Here is a 17,378-nt window from a genome sequence, read left to right as displayed (position 1 = left end):
TGCCGTGCGATCGTGACAGAGAGGTCATCATCGTGGCTCGAAAACTCGCGCGCGCCCTGCTGGGACTGATACTGGTCCTCCCACTCTCCGGCATCGCGCAGGCAGCGGTTCCACCGACCCCGACAGGCTGGTCTCTTGCCTGGTCGGACGACTTCACCGGCGCGAACAACACCGCGCCGAACGGCACCAACTGGATCGTCGACACCGGGCACGGCTATCCCGGTGGCCCCGGCAACTGGGGCACCGGCGAGATCCAGCGCTACACGAACGACCGCTCGAACCTGGCTCTCGACGGCGGCGGGAACCTGCGCATCACCCCGTTGCGCGCTTCCAACGGCGAATGGACTTCGGGGCGCATCGAGACCCGTCGCGCGAACTTCAAGGCACCTGCGGGCGGCATCCTGCGCATCGAGGGCCGCATCCAGATGCCGAACGTCACGGATGCGGCCGCGTTGGGTTACTGGCCGGCGTTCTGGGCGCTGGGCTCGCCGTACCGCGGCAACTACTGGAACTGGCCGAGCATCGGTGAGTTCGACGTCATGGAGAACGTCAACGGCATCAACAGCGTCTGGGGCGTGCTGCACTGCGGCGTCAACCCCGGCGGCCCGTGCAACGAGACGAACGGCCTCGGCGCGTCCCGTGCCTGCCCCGGCAGCACCTGCCAGTCCGCGTTCCACACCTACCGCTTCGAGTGGGACCGCTCGGTCAGCCCGAACCAGCTGCGCTGGTACGTCGACGGCCAGCAGTTCCACATCGTGCGGCAGAACCAGATGGACGCCACGTCGTGGAACAACATGACCTCGCACCAGGGCTATTTCATCCTGCTGAACGTGGCGATGGGCGGCGCGTTCCCGGACGGCGTGGCGGGACGGGCGACGCCGACCGCGCAGACCACGCCGGGCAGGCCGATGCTGGTCGACTACGTGGCGGTGTGGACCCGACCGTAAAACCTATGGCCAGCCCTACTGCCCCACCTCCCCGAAGTCGCTAGCTTGGACGGCAGGGGACTTCGGGGGGAAGGTGGAGCGGTGGGGGATCTGGCGCGCCGGGACGTGCTGTCCTGGCTGGGGAAAGGCGCACTCGGAGCGGTCGCGCTGGGCGCCGTGGGGCAACCCGCGATGGCGGCGACCGGCGTGACCGTGCTGCGCGGGGCGACGCTCATCGACGGGACGGGCCGCGCGCCCGTCCGGGACGCGACCATCGTGCTGGCCGGCGACCGGATTCTGGCCGCCGGCAGGCACCGTGACGTCCCGCGCGGCGTGCGGGTGATCGACGTGACCGGGAAGTACGTGATCCCTGGCCTGTGGGACATGCACACCCATGCGACGTTCCTGGAGAACACCGTCGCACCGCTGCACGTCGTTCAAGGCGTCACGGGCATCCGCGAGATGTGGGGCCAGCCCGAAACGCACGACACCCGCCGCCGCATCGAGTCCGGCGAGATCCTCGGCCCGCGCATGGTGATCGCCAGCGCGATCGTCGACGGCCCCGGTTCCATCTGGCCCGGCGCGGACATCGTCCGCACCCCGCAGGAGGCCCGTGCCGCCGTGCGCAGGGCCAAGGACGGGGGAGCGGACTTCGTCAAGGTCTACTCGTTCCTGTCCTCGGAGTGCTACGCCGCCATCGCCGCGGAAGCCCGCAGGCTCAGAATCCCGTTCGCAGGCCATGTTCCGGCCCGCGTGCCGGTGCAGGACGCGCTCGCGCAGCACACCCACGAACACATGTACAACCTGTTCACGTCCACTTCGGACAACGCCGACGCCCTCTACGCCGAGCTTCGTTCCAGGCCCGACGACCCGGCCGACCCGAACTGGTGGGGCCGTCACGGAGGCCGGATCGAACGGGCCGCCGTCGCCACCCACTCGCCGGCGCGCGCCCGCAAGCTGTTCGCGGCCATGGTCGAGCGGGGCACCTGGCAGTCGCCGACGCTCTTCGTCGAACGGAACATGTCCCGCTCACCCGAGACCATCGCGAACGACCCGGTGGCCCTCGAACGGATGCGCTACGTCCCGGTGGCGTTGCGCGCGCAGTGGCAGACGATCATGGCCGGCCGTCCGGCGCGCACGCCTGAGCAGGTGGCGGAACTGCTGAAGTTCGGTGACGCCCGCATGCGCCTGCTGCGGGAGATGTACGAGGCAGGGGTCGGTGTCGTCGCGGGCACGGACGCGGGGTTCGCCTACGTCTTCCCGGGCTTCTCCCTGCACGACGAACTCGCGCTCCTGGTGCGGGCCGGACTCACAGCGGGCCAAGCGCTCCGGTCAGCCACCAGCGAGGCCGCGCGCTGCCTCGGCCTGGAGCACGAGACGGGCACGGTCACGCCCGGCAAGCAGGCGGACCTGGTCGTGCTGGACGCGGACCCGTTGCGGGACATCACGAACGTCAGCCGCGTGCACGCCGTGGTCAGCCGAGGCCGTTACCTCGGCCCGGCCGACCGCGCGCGGATTCTCCAGGAGATCGAGGTCGCCGCCCAGGAACCGGTCGAGGTGCCGGCGACGATGGGGTGCTGCGTGCACTGATGTGGCCCCCGCCACGGTGATCGTCAGGATCGCGTCAAGGCGGCGGCCACCCGTGTCAGGGTCTCGTCCGGGATCTGGGCACGGACCGCCGCCAGGCGTGTGCTGAACGCATGACACTCGCCGAGTTGTTGCCCAGCATCGGATGCGCCACCGAACCGGTGCTGGAAGACGGTCTCTGGCCGGACGGCACGCACCTCGCCGGCCAGGACCTGGTCATCGGTGGACTCCCGGCCACGCAGCTGGCAGCCAGGTTCGGCACCCCGTGCCAGGTCCTGGACGAACGGACGGTCCGCGGCAGGGCACAGGCCTTCCGTGCCGCCCTGCCGCAGGCGGAGGTCGTGTTCGCGGGCAAGTCGTTGCCCTGCCCCGAGGTCTACCGGTGGATGGCGCAGGAAGGCCTGTCCCTGGACGTGTCCTCGGCCGGGGAACTCGCGCTGGCCAAGGCGGCGGGCTTCCCGGCGCAGCGGATCATCATGCACGGCAACGTGAAGACCGCCGAGGACCTGAAAGCCGCGCTGGAGTACGGAGTCTCGCGGATCGTCGTCGACTCCCTCGACGAGATCGCCCAGCTGGGTGCGTTGGCGACGCACGGCCAAGAGGTCATGATCCGGGTGACGCCTGGCGTCGACGCCCACACGCACGCCAAGATCGCGACCGGCGTCGAGGACCAGAAGTTCGGCTTCTCGCTGGCGTCCGGCGCTGCCCTGGAGGCGATCCTGCGGGTGGTCGAGCAGCCGTCGTTGAAGCTCGTGGGCCTGCACTGCCACATCGGTTCGCAGGTCAGGCACGTCGCGAGTTACGAGGAGACCGTGCGGCGGATGGTCGGCCTGATCGCGTCCTGCGGCACCAGGATCGAGCAGCTCGACCTCGGCGGCGGCTTCTGCGCGCCGTACCTGCAGGGTGATGAGGACTTCGACCTCGCGGGGTTCGCGCACCGGATCACCGGCGCCCTCAACTACGAGTGCGCGCTTCACCGCGTGCCACCGCCGCGCGTGCTCATCGAGCCCGGACGGTCGATCGTCGCGAACGCCGGCGTGACCCTGTACCGGGTGTGCGCGGTCAAGGCCTCGGCGCGGACGTTCGTGGCCGTCGACGGCGGCATGAGCGACAACCCGCGCCCTGCCCTGTACGGCGCCAAGTACGCGGTCCGCCTGGTCGGTCGCGGCGGCAAACCCAAGCCGGTGACGGTCGTCGGCAGGCACTGCGAAGCAGGCGACGTGCTGGCCGAGGACGTGCCGCTTCCGGAGGACGTGCACGCGGGCGACCTGCTCGCCGTCCCCGCCACGGGCGCCTACCACCACGCGCTGGCCTCGAACTACAACCAGGTGTGCCGGCCGCCGATCATCGCCGTCAACGACGGAGTCGCGCGACCGATCGTGCGCAGGGAGACCGAGGAGGACCTCCTGCGCCGATACCTTTGATCAAACCGCCGCCGAGTCGAACGTCTGTTCCCTAGAGTGGCGCGATGCACTCGTACGCCTACGTCGCCGACTCCCGGCTGGACGAGACGCGACGCGCCCTGGGACTGCAGACCTCCGGCGGCAGGGCGCCGAACCCGCGTTTCTTCACCGCCAGTACGAACACCGGCTAGGTCCTCCATGAAACCAACGGTTTATGGTGGTGTGGTGCAGTTGCGGTACAACTTCCGTGTCTATCCGACGCCGGGTCAGCGGGATGCGTTGGCGCGGGCGTTCGGGTGTGCGCGGGTGGTGTTCAATGACGCACTGCACGCACGTCGGACGGCCCACGCGTACGGCGAGCCGTACCCCTCGGACGGGGAGTTGTCCAAGCGGGTCATCACTCTGGCCAAGGCGGCGCCGGAGCGGGCGTGGCTGGGTGAGGTGTCGGCGGTGGTGTTGCAGCAGGCGTTGGCGGATCTGAACACCGCGTACCGCAACTTCTTCGCCTCGGTCACGGGCACACGTAAGGGCCGCAAGGTCGCCCGGCCTCGGTTCCGGTCCCGCAAGGACAATCGGCAGACGATCCGGTTCACCCGCAACTCCCGGTTCGCGGTGCTGGGCAACGGGCGGCTGCGGTTGCCGAAGATCGGTGACCTTGACGTGCGGTGGTCGCGTGAGCTGCCCGCCGAGCCGTCGTCGGTGACGATCGTGAGGGACGCGGCAGGCCGGTACTTCGCCTCGTTCGTCGTGACGACCGAACAGGACGAGACGGTGCCGGCGACCGGGTGCGGGGTCGGCATCGATCTGGGTCTGACGCATTTCGCGGTGCTCTCGGACGGGACGAAGGTGGCGGCGCCGAGGTTCCTGCGTCAGGCGGCGCGCAGGCTGGCGCGGTTGCAGAAGTCGCTGAGCCGCAAGGTCAAGGGCTCGAACAACCGTAGGAAGGCCGTCGTGAAGGTCGCCCGAGCGCACGCGAAGGTGGCCGACACGCGGCGGGACTGGCAGCACAAGCTGTCCACGGCGATCGTCCGCGACAACCAAGCGGTCTACGTCGAGGACCTGTGCGTGACCGGTCTGGGCCGCACCAGACTCGCGAAGTCCGTCCACGACGCCGGATGGGCCGGGTTCACCGGCATGCTGGAGTACAAGGCGGACCGGTACGGGCGTGTCTTCGCCCGTACCGACCGGTGGCTGCCGACCTCGCAGACCTGCTCGGAGTGTGGACGGATAGACGGACCGAAACCGCTGTCCATACGCTCATGGACATGCCCGTGCGGTGCCGTCCACGACCGGGACATCAACGCCGCAAAGAACGTGCTCGCCGCCGGACAGGCGGAGAGCCTAAACGACCGTGGAGCGCAGGTAAGACCAGCACGTGTGCTGGCACCGCGCCGTGAAACGGTAACCCGCCCGGACGTTGCGCGATCCACGCGCGGCGTGGAGGGAATCTCCGTCCATTAGGGCGGAGAGGATGTCAACAGATCTGGTGGCACCGCATGAGCCAGGAGAACGGCACCGCCGAAGCACTGGACGTGTTGCGGCACCGCGACCCCGCGTGGATGCCGAACCTGGTCGCGCGGATCGCCACCAGGATGCCGACCCGCGAGCCAGGCCGGCACGACCTGCTGAGGATTGTGCTGGAGTTCTGCGGCGAGGACCCGCCGGCCTCCGACGGGTTCCTGCTGGCGTTCATGGACTTCGGGGGCCGCCCGCGCTGGCGTGCGGCGTTCGACGCGCTGATCCCGCGCATGCTGGAGGTCGTCGGCGCCGGCTCGATCTTCGCGAACACCTGGCAGTGGCCGCAGTTCCTGCACGAGCGGGCAGATCGACGGGTGCTCCTCGACCGTTGCCTCGCCCGACTCCAGCAAGGTGGCAGCGCCAAGGAGATGGAGGGTTCCTCGCGCTGCACAAGATCCCCGACGTGACGCTGGACGAGACCGCCGAGCACGCGCGGGACTACGTCGCGGTGCTGCCCGACTCGCGGTCGGTGGTGGCCACCCTCGCGCAGGACCGGCTGAAGGCGCTGGACGAGGCCGGGAAGCTTGACGTCGACCTGCTCGCCGACGCGAGCCGATGGGTGTTCGGCCGCACCGAGAAGAAGCTCGTCCGCGCCCAGCTCACCTGGCGCGGCAAGCACGCGAAGTCCACTCCGGACGAGGTTGTGCTGACCGTCGCGGAACTGTTCGCGCACGAGTCGGACGACGTGCGCGGCAGGCGGCCAAGCTGATCGCCAAACACCGGTCGAAGATCAGCGCAGGCGACTCAAGCCGGGCGGCACCATCGACGGCCTCGCGGAGGTGGCGGCCCGCAAGGGCTCCAGCAAGTCCGTCGTCCAGGCGAAGCGGCTGGTGAGCGCGCTAGGCTGAGTCGCATGGACTTGGGAGTCGTCGTCGCGGAACGGCAGATCGAGGGCAAGGCACCGGACGGATCGTCCTTCGAGTTGGTGATCCGGTTCGGTGTCCCGCGCCCGGACCCGTTGAGCGACAACGGCGACTGGGAGTGTCCACATCAGATCGGCGACGACGAGGTCGCTGCCGCGTACGGCGTCGACTCGTTGCAGGCCCTGTTGCTCAGCGTCTACGCCGTGCGGATCAAGCTGGCCGAGTCGGGCGCCACCCTGGACTGGCTGGGCATGCCCGAGCTCGGCCTGACGGTCGCGCCGCCGCTCAACCAGCGAACACGGGGTAGTGGTCGGACAGGTCGTTGAAGGTGTACTTGCGCCCCCACGACCAGATCGACCACTCAGGACTCTTCACCCGCCGGGTCTCGTTGCGCAGCAACGGCCCCTGGACCGTCAGCACGTAGTCGAGGTGCTCGGACGCGTACTCGGGTCCGTACTGGTCGCGGCAGACGCTGTTGTCCGCGCAGTCCCACGAGAACGGATGCCCAACCACGTCAGGCGTCCGCGCACCCAGCTCTGCGACCATCTGCGGGAACTCGGCGCTCGCCTTGATGACGTTCATGTCGCCGGCCACGTACACGGGTTCGGCCGTGGGGACGTTCCGCGCGGCCAGGAACGCCTTGATCTCGGCCCGCTGCTTCGCCCGGTAGCCGCCCGGCGCGCTGGTGCAGGTCGAGTCCTCGGCCTGCATGTGCGTTCCGATGACGTGCAGCGGCCCGGACGGCGCCTCGATCCGCACGTACGCGAACCCCTTGTTGGAGAACCAGTCCGCGCCGCAGCCGTCCCGGTAGACGTGCTGGACCCGCGTGGTGATCGGCCACCGGCTCAGCACCGCGACCCCGCCGTCCTCCGGCGTCGAGTCGCTGTACCTGCCGCTCGTCACGTCCCACCCGGCCCGGCTGCGGCCCAGCACCGGCGTCTGGTGCGGGTAGGTGTCGCGCAGGTTCGCCAGCAGCCGGTCCGAGGCGGCGTTGTCGAAGGCCTCGTTGAGCACGACGACGTCCTGGCCGTTCAGCACCCCGGTGCTGTCGATCAGGTCGGCGCGGGCGACCTGTCCCCAGTTCGGGTAGAGGTTCCGCGACAGCATGAAGACGTTGTAGGTGGCGATCTTCGGGGCGACGGGGGCCGCGACCGCCGGGGTGGCGACCGAGATCGTCAGCGCGACGGCGGCGGCGAGCGTGATCAGGCGCATGAGGCCCGATGGTGACGGACGTGAAAGTCTTTCACAACCGCTGGGGGGTGACCCGATGGTGTCGTATCGATTAAGGGCTCTCAACGGAACAGACCAGAAGCCCCCCGGCGGCGGCAGCCGTCGGGGGGCGGGTGTTGCCGTCAGAGCCGCTGCCAGAGGGCAGGGGTGTTCGGCGGCTCCCATCCGGGGACGGACGTGTGTGGCTGGATGATGCGGTAGGACGCGCCGCTGTAGGTGACCTCGGCGCCGTCGCTGTAGCTGGTGTACGGGGCCCACGAGCCGCCACCGCCGGGAGGCGTGGTCGTGGTCGTGCTGGTCGGTGGGGTGGTCGTGGTCGGGCCGGCGGACGTCATCAGGCGCAGGTTGTAGGCCTGCAGGATCTCGGTCACCGGCTGGAAGTAGATGGTGCCGCCGCTCTGGCAGTTGCCGGATCCGCCGGAGGTGACGCCCTGGGCCTGGTCGCCGGTCAGCCACGAGCCGCCGGAGTCGCCGGGCTCGGCGCAGGCGTTGGTGCGGGTCAGGCCGGTGATGGTGCCCTCGGGGTAGGTGACGGAGGCGTTCTTCTGCTGGATGGTGCCGCAGCGCCAGCCGGTGGTGGAGCCGGAGCGGCAGACCGAAGAGCCGACCGGAGCCTCCTGGGAGCCCGCGACCGGCACGGTGCCGGGGTAGCGGTTGACCAGGGCGCGCGGGGTGTTGCCCGCGTCGGTGCGGACCCAGGCGTAGTCGTTGCCGGGGAAGCTGCTGCCCTGGATGGTGCCGCCGGGGTTGGAGGTGCGGCCGCCCGCGGCTCCGCAGTGGCCCGCGGTGACGAAGCCGCCCTCGACGGCGAAGCCGATGGAGCAGCGGCCGCCGCCGGGGAGGCCGTAGGCGTTGCCACCGACGACGTCGATCAGAGGCTTGGGGTTCTCGGTGCTGGGTTCGAAGGCGACGATGTCGCCGCGCAGGCCCGCCTCGGCCGTCCACGCCTTGGCCTGCTCCTCGCCGCCGGCGCGGGCGAGCACGACGATCTTGTTGGCGCGCACGTCGACGTACCAGCCGGGGACGGCGTCGGGTGCGGTGGTGGCCTTGGCGTCCAGCTTGATCTTCGCGCTGTCCAGAGTGGACGCACTGTGCTTCGCCGTGGTGACGACGGCGCCGCGCGAGCGCACCGCACTCGCCAGCGCCGGGTCGGTGACCGCGACTGTGAGGGTGTGGCCGGTGCTGTCCAGCCAGGACCCGGCGTACGCCGAGCCGAGGCGCGACTTCAGCGCGGCGTCGGTCTGGCCCGCGACCTTCTCGGCGTCGAGGCGCTCACGCGCCTGCTCCGAGGAGATGTCGAGGTCTCGGGCCATCGCGACCAGCAGGGCAGGGTCAGCCGTGTCGGCCGCGGTGGCGCTGGTCGTCAGCGCCACCGCGATGGTCAGCCCGGCCGCTGTGACCGCCGCTGTGGCGGCGGCGATGAGCTTGCGGTTCATGTCCGCTCCTTGCACGCAGGGTGATTGCGCGCAAACCGTAAGCGGGGATCACGCCAAGTGGTACATACCAATTGGCCATAAGGTGGAGCGACACGACCCCGTGCTCAACGCAGGCGGTCCAGGTCCGCGCCCGACTTGTCGACCAGCGCCCGCATGGCCTCGTAGGCGGCCTCGGGGTCACGGGCCGAGATCGCGTCCAGCACGGCCCGGTGCGACGGCACGGGATCGTCGTCCACGCTCCCGTGCACCAGCTTGTCCCGCTCGGCCAGTCCGATCGCGATGATCCGCTCGACCTGGGTGAGGAACGCGTTGTGGGTGGCCGCCATCAGCAGCCGGTGGAACTCGAGGTCCGCCCGGACGGTCGCGGCGAGGTCGCGCGCGGACGCCATCCGGTCCACGGCTCCACCCAGGGCCTCGATGTCGGCGGCCGAGGCGCGTTCGGCGGCCAGGCGGGCGGCGGCGGGTTCGACGATCACTCGCATCTCGGTGAGGTCGTCGAACAGGCTGTGGTCGGTGTTGGTGGCCTGGGTCTGCCAGCGCATCACGTCGGTGTCGAGCAGGTTCCACGACGAGCGCGGCTGCACGAACGTGCCGCGCTTCTGCCTGGCGTCGATCATGCCCTTGGCGGACAGCACCTTCAGAGCCTCGCGCAGCGCGGTCAGCGACACGTCGAGCTCTTCGCGCAGTGCCGGCAGGTCGAGGGTGTCGCCCTCGCCGATCTCGCCGGCCAGGATCCGGCCCGCCAGCGCCTCGACGGTCTGGCCGTGCACGCCACGAAGCCGCTTCTCGCTCATGAGGTCAGAGCATACGGCACATCATAAATTATGAATTATTCTTGACATGATCATGACCTGCGCGCAATCTGTCCGCCATGGACAGGCGTCACTTCCTCCGCGTCACCGCTGCCGCGGGAGCCGGGTTGCTGGTCAGCGGCACGGCTTCCTGCGCCACCTCGGCGTCCTCAGGCCCGGTCACCCAGGCCGCGGGCACGGCCACGATCCAGTCGAACCTCTCGGCGCCTGCTGCCAAAGCGGCGATCGACGCACTGGTGAAGGCGTTCAACGACAAGAAGGGCGCGCAGGCCTCGGTCAACACCGTGGCCTCCGAGACCTTCCGGACCCAGCTCCCGAGCTACCTCACCTCGGCCAACCCGCCCGACCTCTTCACCTGGTACCCCGGCGCGCTGCTCAAGGGGTACGAGGAAAAAGGGCTGCTGCTCGACATCAGCGATGTCTGGCAGACCATGGGCGACTACCCCCAGTCGTTCAAGACGTTGAGCGGCAAGGTGTTCGTGCCGACGACGTACTACTGGTGGGGCTTCTTCTACCGCAAGTCCAACTTCGCGAAGTGGGGCGTCACCCCGCCGAAGACCTGGACCGAGTTCGTCGACCTGTGCAAGACGTTGCAGGGCAAGGGTGTGATCCCGCTCGGCATGGGCGCGGGATCGGACTCGCCGTGGACCGCGTCGAGCTGGTTCGACTACTTCAACATCCGCGTCAACGGAGCCGGGTTCCACCGCGAACTCCTCGCCGGCAAGCAGAAGTTCGACGACCCCAAGGTGAAGGCCATCTTCACGCCGTGGCGCGAAGTCCTGCCCTACACCGACCCCAACGGCACCGCGATCGGCTTCCAGGAGGCCACGACCGCGATGCTGCAGGGCCGCACGGGCATGCTGCTCACCGGCGCGTTCTTCGCCGACGCCGCACCGAAGGACGCGATCGACGACATCGACTTCTTCCGGTTCCCGATCATCGACCCGACCGTGCCGCTGGCGGAGGAGGGCCCGACCGACGGCTTCTTCGCGAGCGCCAAGTCACCGCACGTCAAGGAACTGAAGGAGTTCCTGACGTATGCGGCGACGGCGGAGGGCCAGGAGGCCTACATCAAGGCCTCGTCCGGCACGGTCCTGCCGACGCACCCGAACGCCAAGGACTCCGGCACGCCCCTCGTCACCAAGGGCCGCCAGCACCTCAAGGAGGCCGCGGAGATCACCCAGTTCTTCAACCGCGACTCCAGCGACGCCCTGCAGCCCACCGCGGACGCCGCGCTGATCAAGTTCCTCCAGCAGCCCGACCAGCTGGACACGATCCTGACGACGTGGCAGAAGGCCGCCGAGCAGGTGTGGTCGTCCTGACATGACCAGCATGACCAGAAGCTTCACCAGGGTCCCTCCGATCCTGCTGTTGTTCGTGCTCATCCCGTTGCTCGTGGAGGGGTTCTGGGTCTTCTGGCCCGCGCTGCAGGGGTTCTGGCTCGCGCTGACGAACTGGGACGGCGTCTCGCCGCCCCGGTTCGTCGGGCTCGACAACTACGCCAGGATGATCGACGACCCGGTCTTCCACACCGCCGTCACCAACACCGCGATCTGGCTCGTGCTCTTCGGCGGGCTGTCCGCGGTCGGCGGCCTCGGCATGGCCGTGCTGCTGCAGAAGGAACGCCGCGGCGTCGGCGTCTACCGGGCCGCGCTGTTCGTGCCGGTGGTGTTCTCGCTGGTCGCCACCTCGCTGATCTGGCAGGTGCTCTACCAGCCCGGCGGGATCTTCGACAGCAGCCCGCTGGCCGACCCGGACACGGCGCTCTACGCGGTGCTGGTTCCCGCGCTGTGGCGGCAGGTCGGGTACGTCATGGTGCTGTACCTGGCGGGCCTCAAGGGCATCGACCCCGGACTGTACGAAGCGGCCACTTTGGACGGTGCGACGGCCTGGCAGAGGTTCCGGCACATCACCTGGCCCCAGCTCGGTTCGGTCAACTCGGTGGTGCTGTCGGTGATCGTGATCGACTCGCTGCGGTCGTTCGACGTGGTCTGGTCGATGACCCGAGGCGGTCCCTACCACTCGTCCGAACTGCTCAGCACCTACATGTACTCGACCGCGTTCCAGTCGCTCAAGCTCGGCTACGCATCGGCGCTGGCCGTCGTCATCTTCGTGCTGGCGTTCGGCGTGATCGTGACCTACCTCGTCCGCGCGTTCCGGGAGAACTGAGATGTCGAGCAGCACCTCTTCTGGCCGCGTCTTCCACGCCGTGGCGGGCACGATCTCCGTGCTCTGGCTGCTGCCGATCGTCGCCGTGCTCGTCACGGCGGTCCGAAGCTTCGACGACATCGCCGCCAACGGCCTCGCGTCCGTACCTCAGTCGTTCACGTTCGCCGGGTTCGCCGACGCCTGGACCAACGGCGGCGCGGGCGCCATGTGGAACAGTGTTCTCGTCACGGTGCCGACGGTGTTCCTCTCGCTCGCGCTGAGCGCCGCGGCGGCGTACGCGTTGAGCCGCTTCGAGATTCCCGGCCGGCGCTCGATCATCCTGCTGATGCTCGCGGGCAACCTGCTGCCTCCGCAGATCCTGCTCGTGCCGGTGTCGAAGCTGACCGAGGTGCTCGGCATCTACGACACGCTCTTCGCGCTGATCGTGGTGCAGGTCGGCTTCGGGCTCGGCTTCTACACGTTCGTGCTGCAGGGCTTCATGCGCGCCATGCCGAACGAGGTGCAGGAGGCCGCCACCATCGACGGCGCCGGTCCCGTGCAGATCTTCTGGCGGATCGTGCTGCCGATGACCAGGCCCGCACTGGCCGCGCTGGCAGCCCTGGCGTTCACCTGGATCTTCAACGACCTGCTGTGGGCGATCACCGTGCTGCGGTCCTCGGCCGTGATGCCGGTGACTCCCGCGCTGCTCGCGTTGCAGGGCCAGTACGTCTCCAACTGGAACGTGATCGCGGCCGGGTCGGTGATCGCGGCGATCCCGACCGTGGCGGTGTTCCTGCGGTTCCAGCGGCACTTCATCTCCGGACTCGCTGTAGGAGCAGTCAAATGACCTGGACCCTCCGGATGGCCACCACCTCCTACACGGTGGCCGTCGAACCGGGCGGCCGCTGGGCTGAGCTCGTGGCCTGGGGACCGCACGGCGTCGAGACCGGCCCGTCGCCCTTGCGGAACCTCGGCGACATCCACTTCATCACCGAGGCCGACGCGGCGCCGATCGAGTACGCGCCGCGCGGCGAGCGCCCGTTCACCGGCGCGGACCTCGAACTGGACGGCGACTCGTGGCTGACGTTCGACAGCGCCTCCGAGGAGGACGGCGTGCTGCGCCTGACCTTCGCCGACGAGGTGGCCGGCCTGTGCGTGGTGCTCTGCTACCGGCCCGAACCCGGCGTCGACGTCTTGGCCCGCTGGGTCGAGGTGACCAACACCCGAGACGAGACGTCTCGTCTCGTCAGGATCGGATCGGCGGGCGTGTGTCTGCCCGTCCGGGAGCCCCGGCTGTCCTTCCTGCACGGTGAGTGGGCTCGCGAGTTCCAGCTGGACCATGTCTCCCTGCCCGCGGGCGGGTTCCGAATCGGCAGCTCCTACGGCGTCCCCGGGCACAATTACGCGCCCTGGTTGTCCGTGGACGACACGTGGGGCGTGTCGCTGGCGTGGTCCGGTTCCTGGGAGATCACGGCCGAGGTCGAGCCGTCCGGACTCACGCGCGTGCGTGCCGGAATGCTCGGCCCGGTCGTGGTCGAACCGGGGGAGACCTTCGTGACGCCAGAGTTGGCGCTCGCGTACTCGACGGACGGCCTGGCCCGCGTCTGGCACGCCTACGACCGGCTGCGTTCCAGGCCTGCTCGCAAGCCCGTGCTCTACAACTCCTGGGAGGCGACGGGTTTCGAGGTCGACCTGCCGAAGCAGCTCGACCTGGCCCGCATCGCCGCCGACCTGGGCGTCGAGCTGTTCGTGGTGGACGACGGCTGGTTCACCGGCCGCCACGACGACACCGGCGGACTCGGCGACTGGTACCCGGAGTCGCCCGACTTCGGCGCGTTCGTCGAGGACGTGCGGGGGATGGGCCTGGAGTTCGGCCTGTGGGTCGAACCGGAGTCGGTGAGCCCGAAGTCGCAGCTCTACGCCGAGCACCCGGACTGGGTCTACCGCGCCGAGGGCCGCGAGCCCACGCTGATCCGCAACCAGATGCTGCTCAACCTGGGCCTGCCCGACGTCCACGAGTTCGTCGTCTCTACTTTGGACAGACTGCTGGCCGACTACCGGATCAGCTACCTGAAGTGGGACATGAACCGCCCCGCCACCGAACGCCCTCTCGACCAGGACAACGCCCACGTCCGCAACTACTGGCGCGTGCTCGACCACCTGCGCGAGAAGCACCCGCACGTGCTCGTCGAAGGCTGCGCGGGCGGCGGCGGCCGGACGGACCTCGCGACCACCGGCAAGGTGGACGTGGTGTGGCCCAGTGACAACACGGCCCCGCTCGACCGGTTGAAGATCCAGCACGGCTTTCTGCACATGCACGCCCCGCACCTGATGTCCTCGTGGGTGACGGACGCCCCGGGCTTCTTCGACGCGCGTCCGCGTTCGCTGAAGTTCCGGTTCGTGCTGGCCATGGCCGGTGTGCTCGGCATCGGCGCGGATCTGCGGCAGTGGTCGGCAGACGAACGCGAGGAGGCCGCGGCGCTGGTCACCCTCTACAAGGACGTCCGCGACGTCGTGCACAACGGCGAAGCGCACCTGCTGAACGACGCGGTCCAGTACTCGGCTGAGGACCGGATCGTCGTGCTGGCCTGGAACACGGGCTCGCTGACCGGTGTGCCGATGGTGCCCGGCCAGTTCTCGCGGGTGAAGCTGAAGGGTCTGACCGGCGAGTCCTATGTGGACGAGGACGGCCAGGTCTACTCGGCGGCGCACCTGACCCACGTCGGGCTGCCGTTCGCCTGGTCGCAGGCGAACGACGCCGACGTGGTCGTGCTCAAGCCGCTCTGATCAGCGCCTTGATCTCCTCGATCGGCGTGCGGGCGAGGGCCGACCCGACCCCGCACGCCACCGCCCCGGCCTCCAGCCACGCCGGAACATCGGCCGGCGCAACGCCACCGGTGGGCACGAGCGGCGCGTAGGGCAGCACAGCGAGCACATCCCGCACCCACTGAGGAGTGGGCGCGGGGAACACCTTCACCGCGTCCGCCCCGGCCTCCAACGCCTGCACGACCTCGGAAACCGACCCAGCACCCGGCAGTACGGCAGCGCCGTACCGATGCCCGGCCTGGATCACCGCCACGTTCAGGTTGGGCGCCACCAGGAACTGCGCCCCAGCGCGCACTGCGGCCACGGCGGAAGTCTCGTCCAGCACGGAACCGGCACCGATGACGGCCAACGGGTAGTTCGCGCGGAGCTGCCGGATCGCCTCCAGCGCACCGGGGTTCGTCAACGGCAGCTCGAGGGACGTGAGACCCGCGTCCAGCAACGGAACGGCGGCCTCGACGGCGGTGGCGGCGGACGCGGTGCGCACGATCGCGATGATGCCCTGCCGCACGACTGCCTGGGTGATCTCGTAGCGGTAGCTCACGCCCGCCAGCCTACTACACATAAATTAGGAATTATTCTTGACACCTGTATCAGGCGCGGGGGAGGCTCACGGGCATGTCGGTTCGCAGAGTCGCGTTGGCCATCGCCCTGATGTCCCTGGTGGCGGCACCCGCTTACGCAGGTGACGACCAGGGAGCGCCCACCTACTACGACAGTGGTGTCGCCAAGACCCCGTACATGGGCTGGAACACGTACTACGGCCTCGGCGCGCCGACCGAGAAGGACGTGCGCGGTGTCGCCGACTTCCTGGTGAGCAGCGGGATGCGCGACGCCGGGTACAAGATCGTGTGGATCGACGGCGGCTGGACCGCGCCGACCCCGCGTGACGCCAAGGGCAATCTGGTCGAGGACCCGGCGAAGTTCCCCGGCGGTCTCCCGAAGCTGGTCAAGGACCTGCACGCCCAGGGCCTCAAGGCGGGCATCTACACCGACGCGGGCCCGTCCGACGGCAAGAACTGCGCGGTCGGCAGCGGCGGCGGCTACTACGAGAAGGACGCGAAGCGGTTCGCTGACTGGAAGTTCGACGCAGTGAAGGTCGACTTCCTGTGCGGCATCTTCGCGAACCTCAAGCCCGCGCAAGCGTTCGCGGACTTCAGCAAGGCCCTCGCCAAAGCGAGCCGGCCGATGATCCTCAACATCTGCAACCCGGTCACCGGCGAGTGGGGCGTCCCGCACGAGCCGGACCAGACCGCAGACATCTCCTACACGTTCGGCCCGCTGCAGGGCGACTCGTGGCGCACCAGCACCGACATCGCGTTCGGCACGCCGTACGAGGGCATCTGGCGCGACGTGCTGCGCAACATGGACCGCAACGCCGCGCACCCCGAGTCGAACGGCCCCGGCCACTACAACGACCCGGACTACCTGATCCCGATGCGCAAGACGCAGCAGGGCACCTACGAGCTCAACGAGGAGGAGTCGACCTCGCAGTTCGTGATGTGGGCGCAGATGTCCTCACCGTTGATCGTCGGCTCGGACCCGCGCACGCTGCCGCCGTCGATGGTGAACACGCTCAAGAACCCCGAGATTCTCGCGGTCAACCAGGACCCGCTCGCCATCCAGGGCGTCCGGGTCGCCTCGACGGGTGACACCGACGTCTACAGCAAGGTGTTGTCCCGCAAGGGCGAACGCTCGGTCGTGCTGCTCAACCGCCGCGACGTCCCCACCGAGATGACGGTGAACATCGCCCAGACCGGTCTCAAGGGCAATGTCTCGGTGCGTGACCTGCGGGCTCGTGCCGACCGTGGCACGACGACCGACAAATACACGGTGACGGTTCCTCCGCACGGCACCGCGATGCTCAAGCTGCGCGGAACGGACCTCGTGCCCGGTGAGGCAGTGGGCTCCGACGCCACCGCCTCACCCGCGATCGCACGGGTCGGTAACGAAGCGCTGGTGTTCAGCCGCGGCACGGGCGGCGAGCTGAAGATGCTCCGCGACGGCAAGTGGTCGAGCCTGGGCAAGGCGATCCAGGGCCAGCCCGGCGTCCGCACCGTCGGCACTGACGTCGAGGTCACGGTTCGCGGCAACGACAACCGGGCCTGGCAGCGCACCCTCCACAACGGACGCTGGGGATCGTGGAAGTCCCTGGGCGGCAAGCTCACCGACGCGCCAAGCGTCTCGCAGGACGGCACGATCGTGGCAAGGGGCCAAGACGGCAAGGTCTGGCTCTACAGGGGCACCTGGACCTCGCTCGGCGCACCCGGTGACGCCCCGATCTACGGCAGGCCCAGCGTCGCGGGAGGCCAGGTCGCCGTCCGCACCGCGGCCGACAACGTCTGGGTTCGCCCGGTCTCCGGCGGCCAGTGGACGTCACTCGGAGGCGTGATCTCCGGCAGCCCGACCCTGGTCGAGCACCAGGACCGGATCTACCTGTTCGCGCGGGCCGGCGACTACACGCTCTGGCAGATCAACTCTTCCGCCGGCGTCTGGGGCGGCTGGTTCAACCGCCAGGAGTTCCCGAGCAACTCGCTAGTCGGCGCCGTCGGTGCTACTGCTGGTCCGGACGGCTCCGCGTGGACTGTGGTGCGCGGGCCGGACAACAGGGTCTACCGGCAGAAGCTCTAGG

The 17,378-nt window shown here is 69.1% G+C and carries 17 protein-coding genes; 13 read left to right on the top strand and 4 right to left on the bottom strand.

What is annotated here, in order from left to right; all coding sequences use genetic code 11:
- Positions 1–32 precede the first annotated feature (32 nt).
- The 8 genes from OG205_RS14475 (at position 33) to OG205_RS14440 (ending at position 6,623) form a co-directional block, all read left to right on the top strand.
- Entirely contained in the window at positions 33–947 is a 915-nt protein-coding gene (locus OG205_RS14475; RefSeq protein WP_330276754.1) for a glycoside hydrolase family 16 protein, read from the top strand.
- Positions 948–1,028: 81 nt separating this feature from the next.
- Entirely contained in the window at positions 1,029–2,516 is a 1,488-nt protein-coding gene (locus tag OG205_RS14470; RefSeq protein ID WP_330276753.1) for an amidohydrolase family protein, read from the top strand.
- A gap of 110 nt (positions 2,517–2,626) precedes the next feature.
- On the top strand, positions 2,627–3,937 hold the full coding sequence (gene lysA, locus OG205_RS14465; protein WP_330276752.1) for a diaminopimelate decarboxylase: 1,311 nt from the start codon (positions 2,627–2,629) through the stop codon (positions 3,935–3,937).
- 44 nt (positions 3,938–3,981) lie between these two features.
- The gene (locus tag OG205_RS14460; RefSeq protein WP_330276751.1) at positions 3,982–4,107 is read left to right on the top strand and encodes a hypothetical protein; all 126 of its coding nucleotides are present in this window, start codon (positions 3,982–3,984) and stop codon (positions 4,105–4,107) included.
- Positions 4,108–4,141: 34 nt separating this feature from the next.
- Complete coding sequence (locus OG205_RS14455) at positions 4,142–5,377, top strand: RNA-guided endonuclease InsQ/TnpB family protein (RefSeq protein WP_330276750.1); 1,236 nt, start codon at positions 4,142–4,144, stop codon at positions 5,375–5,377.
- Between the two features lie 35 nt (positions 5,378–5,412).
- Entirely contained in the window at positions 5,413–5,841 is a 429-nt protein-coding gene (locus OG205_RS14450; RefSeq protein ID WP_330276749.1) for a hypothetical protein, read from the top strand.
- Positions 5,838–6,143, top strand: coding sequence for a hypothetical protein (locus OG205_RS14445; RefSeq protein ID WP_330276748.1), 306 nt, complete (start codon positions 5,838–5,840; stop codon positions 6,141–6,143). The genes OG205_RS14450 and OG205_RS14445 overlap by 4 nt, the downstream gene beginning before the upstream one ends.
- 144 nt (positions 6,144–6,287) lie before the next feature.
- Positions 6,288–6,623, top strand: coding sequence for a DUF6968 family protein (locus tag OG205_RS14440; RefSeq protein WP_330276747.1), 336 nt, complete (start codon positions 6,288–6,290; stop codon positions 6,621–6,623).
- Here OG205_RS14440 and sph read toward each other — a convergent pair.
- From sph to OG205_RS14425, 3 genes are all read right to left on the bottom strand, one after another.
- A complete protein-coding gene (gene sph / locus OG205_RS14435; RefSeq protein ID WP_330276746.1) occupies positions 6,583–7,509 on the bottom strand; it encodes a sphingomyelin phosphodiesterase in 927 nt (308 codons plus the stop codon). The genes OG205_RS14440 and sph overlap by 41 nt on opposite strands.
- A gap of 140 nt (positions 7,510–7,649) precedes the next feature.
- On the bottom strand, positions 7,650–8,963 hold the full coding sequence (locus OG205_RS14430) for an alpha-lytic protease prodomain-containing protein (RefSeq protein WP_330276745.1): 1,314 nt from the start codon (positions 8,961–8,963) through the stop codon (positions 7,650–7,652).
- 104 nt (positions 8,964–9,067) lie between these two features.
- Positions 9,068–9,757: a FadR/GntR family transcriptional regulator gene (locus OG205_RS14425; RefSeq protein WP_330276744.1), complete on the bottom strand. Its 690-nt coding sequence runs from the start codon at positions 9,755–9,757 to the stop codon at positions 9,068–9,070.
- Between the two features lie 77 nt (positions 9,758–9,834).
- Here OG205_RS14425 and OG205_RS14420 point away from each other — a divergent pair, with 77 nt between their 5' ends.
- From OG205_RS14420 to OG205_RS14405, 4 genes are read left to right on the top strand one after another with little or no spacing between them, the layout of a single operon-like run.
- On the top strand, positions 9,835–11,097 hold the full coding sequence (locus tag OG205_RS14420) for an ABC transporter substrate-binding protein (protein WP_319979783.1): 1,263 nt from the start codon (positions 9,835–9,837) through the stop codon (positions 11,095–11,097).
- Between the two features lie 10 nt (positions 11,098–11,107).
- The gene (locus OG205_RS14415) at positions 11,108–11,944 is read left to right on the top strand and encodes a carbohydrate ABC transporter permease (RefSeq protein ID WP_330276743.1); all 837 of its coding nucleotides are present in this window, start codon (positions 11,108–11,110) and stop codon (positions 11,942–11,944) included.
- Between the two features lies 1 nt (position 11,945).
- Entirely contained in the window at positions 11,946–12,770 is an 825-nt protein-coding gene (locus OG205_RS14410) for a carbohydrate ABC transporter permease (RefSeq protein WP_330276742.1), read from the top strand.
- Positions 12,767–14,710: an alpha-galactosidase gene (locus OG205_RS14405; protein WP_330276741.1), complete on the top strand. Its 1,944-nt coding sequence runs from the start codon at positions 12,767–12,769 to the stop codon at positions 14,708–14,710. Before OG205_RS14410 ends, OG205_RS14405 begins: the two co-directional genes overlap by 4 nt.
- Here OG205_RS14405 and OG205_RS14400 read toward each other — a convergent pair.
- Positions 14,697–15,290: a bifunctional 4-hydroxy-2-oxoglutarate aldolase/2-dehydro-3-deoxy-phosphogluconate aldolase gene (locus OG205_RS14400; protein WP_330276740.1), complete on the bottom strand. Its 594-nt coding sequence runs from the start codon at positions 15,288–15,290 to the stop codon at positions 14,697–14,699. The genes OG205_RS14405 and OG205_RS14400 overlap by 14 nt on opposite strands.
- 74 nt (positions 15,291–15,364) lie before the next feature.
- Here OG205_RS14400 and OG205_RS14395 point away from each other — a divergent pair, with 74 nt between their 5' ends.
- Positions 15,365–17,377, top strand: coding sequence for a hypothetical protein (locus tag OG205_RS14395; protein WP_330276739.1), 2,013 nt, complete (start codon positions 15,365–15,367; stop codon positions 17,375–17,377).
- The last annotated feature ends 1 nt before the right edge of the window (position 17,378 follow it).

Origin of the sequence: Lentzea sp. NBC_00516 (assembly GCF_036346835.1) — a bacterium.
Classification (GTDB): domain Bacteria; phylum Actinomycetota; class Actinomycetes; order Mycobacteriales; family Pseudonocardiaceae; genus Lentzea; species Lentzea sokolovensis.
The sequence above is the reverse complement of the archived record's forward strand: the minus strand, read 5'-3'. Positions and strand labels throughout refer to the sequence as shown.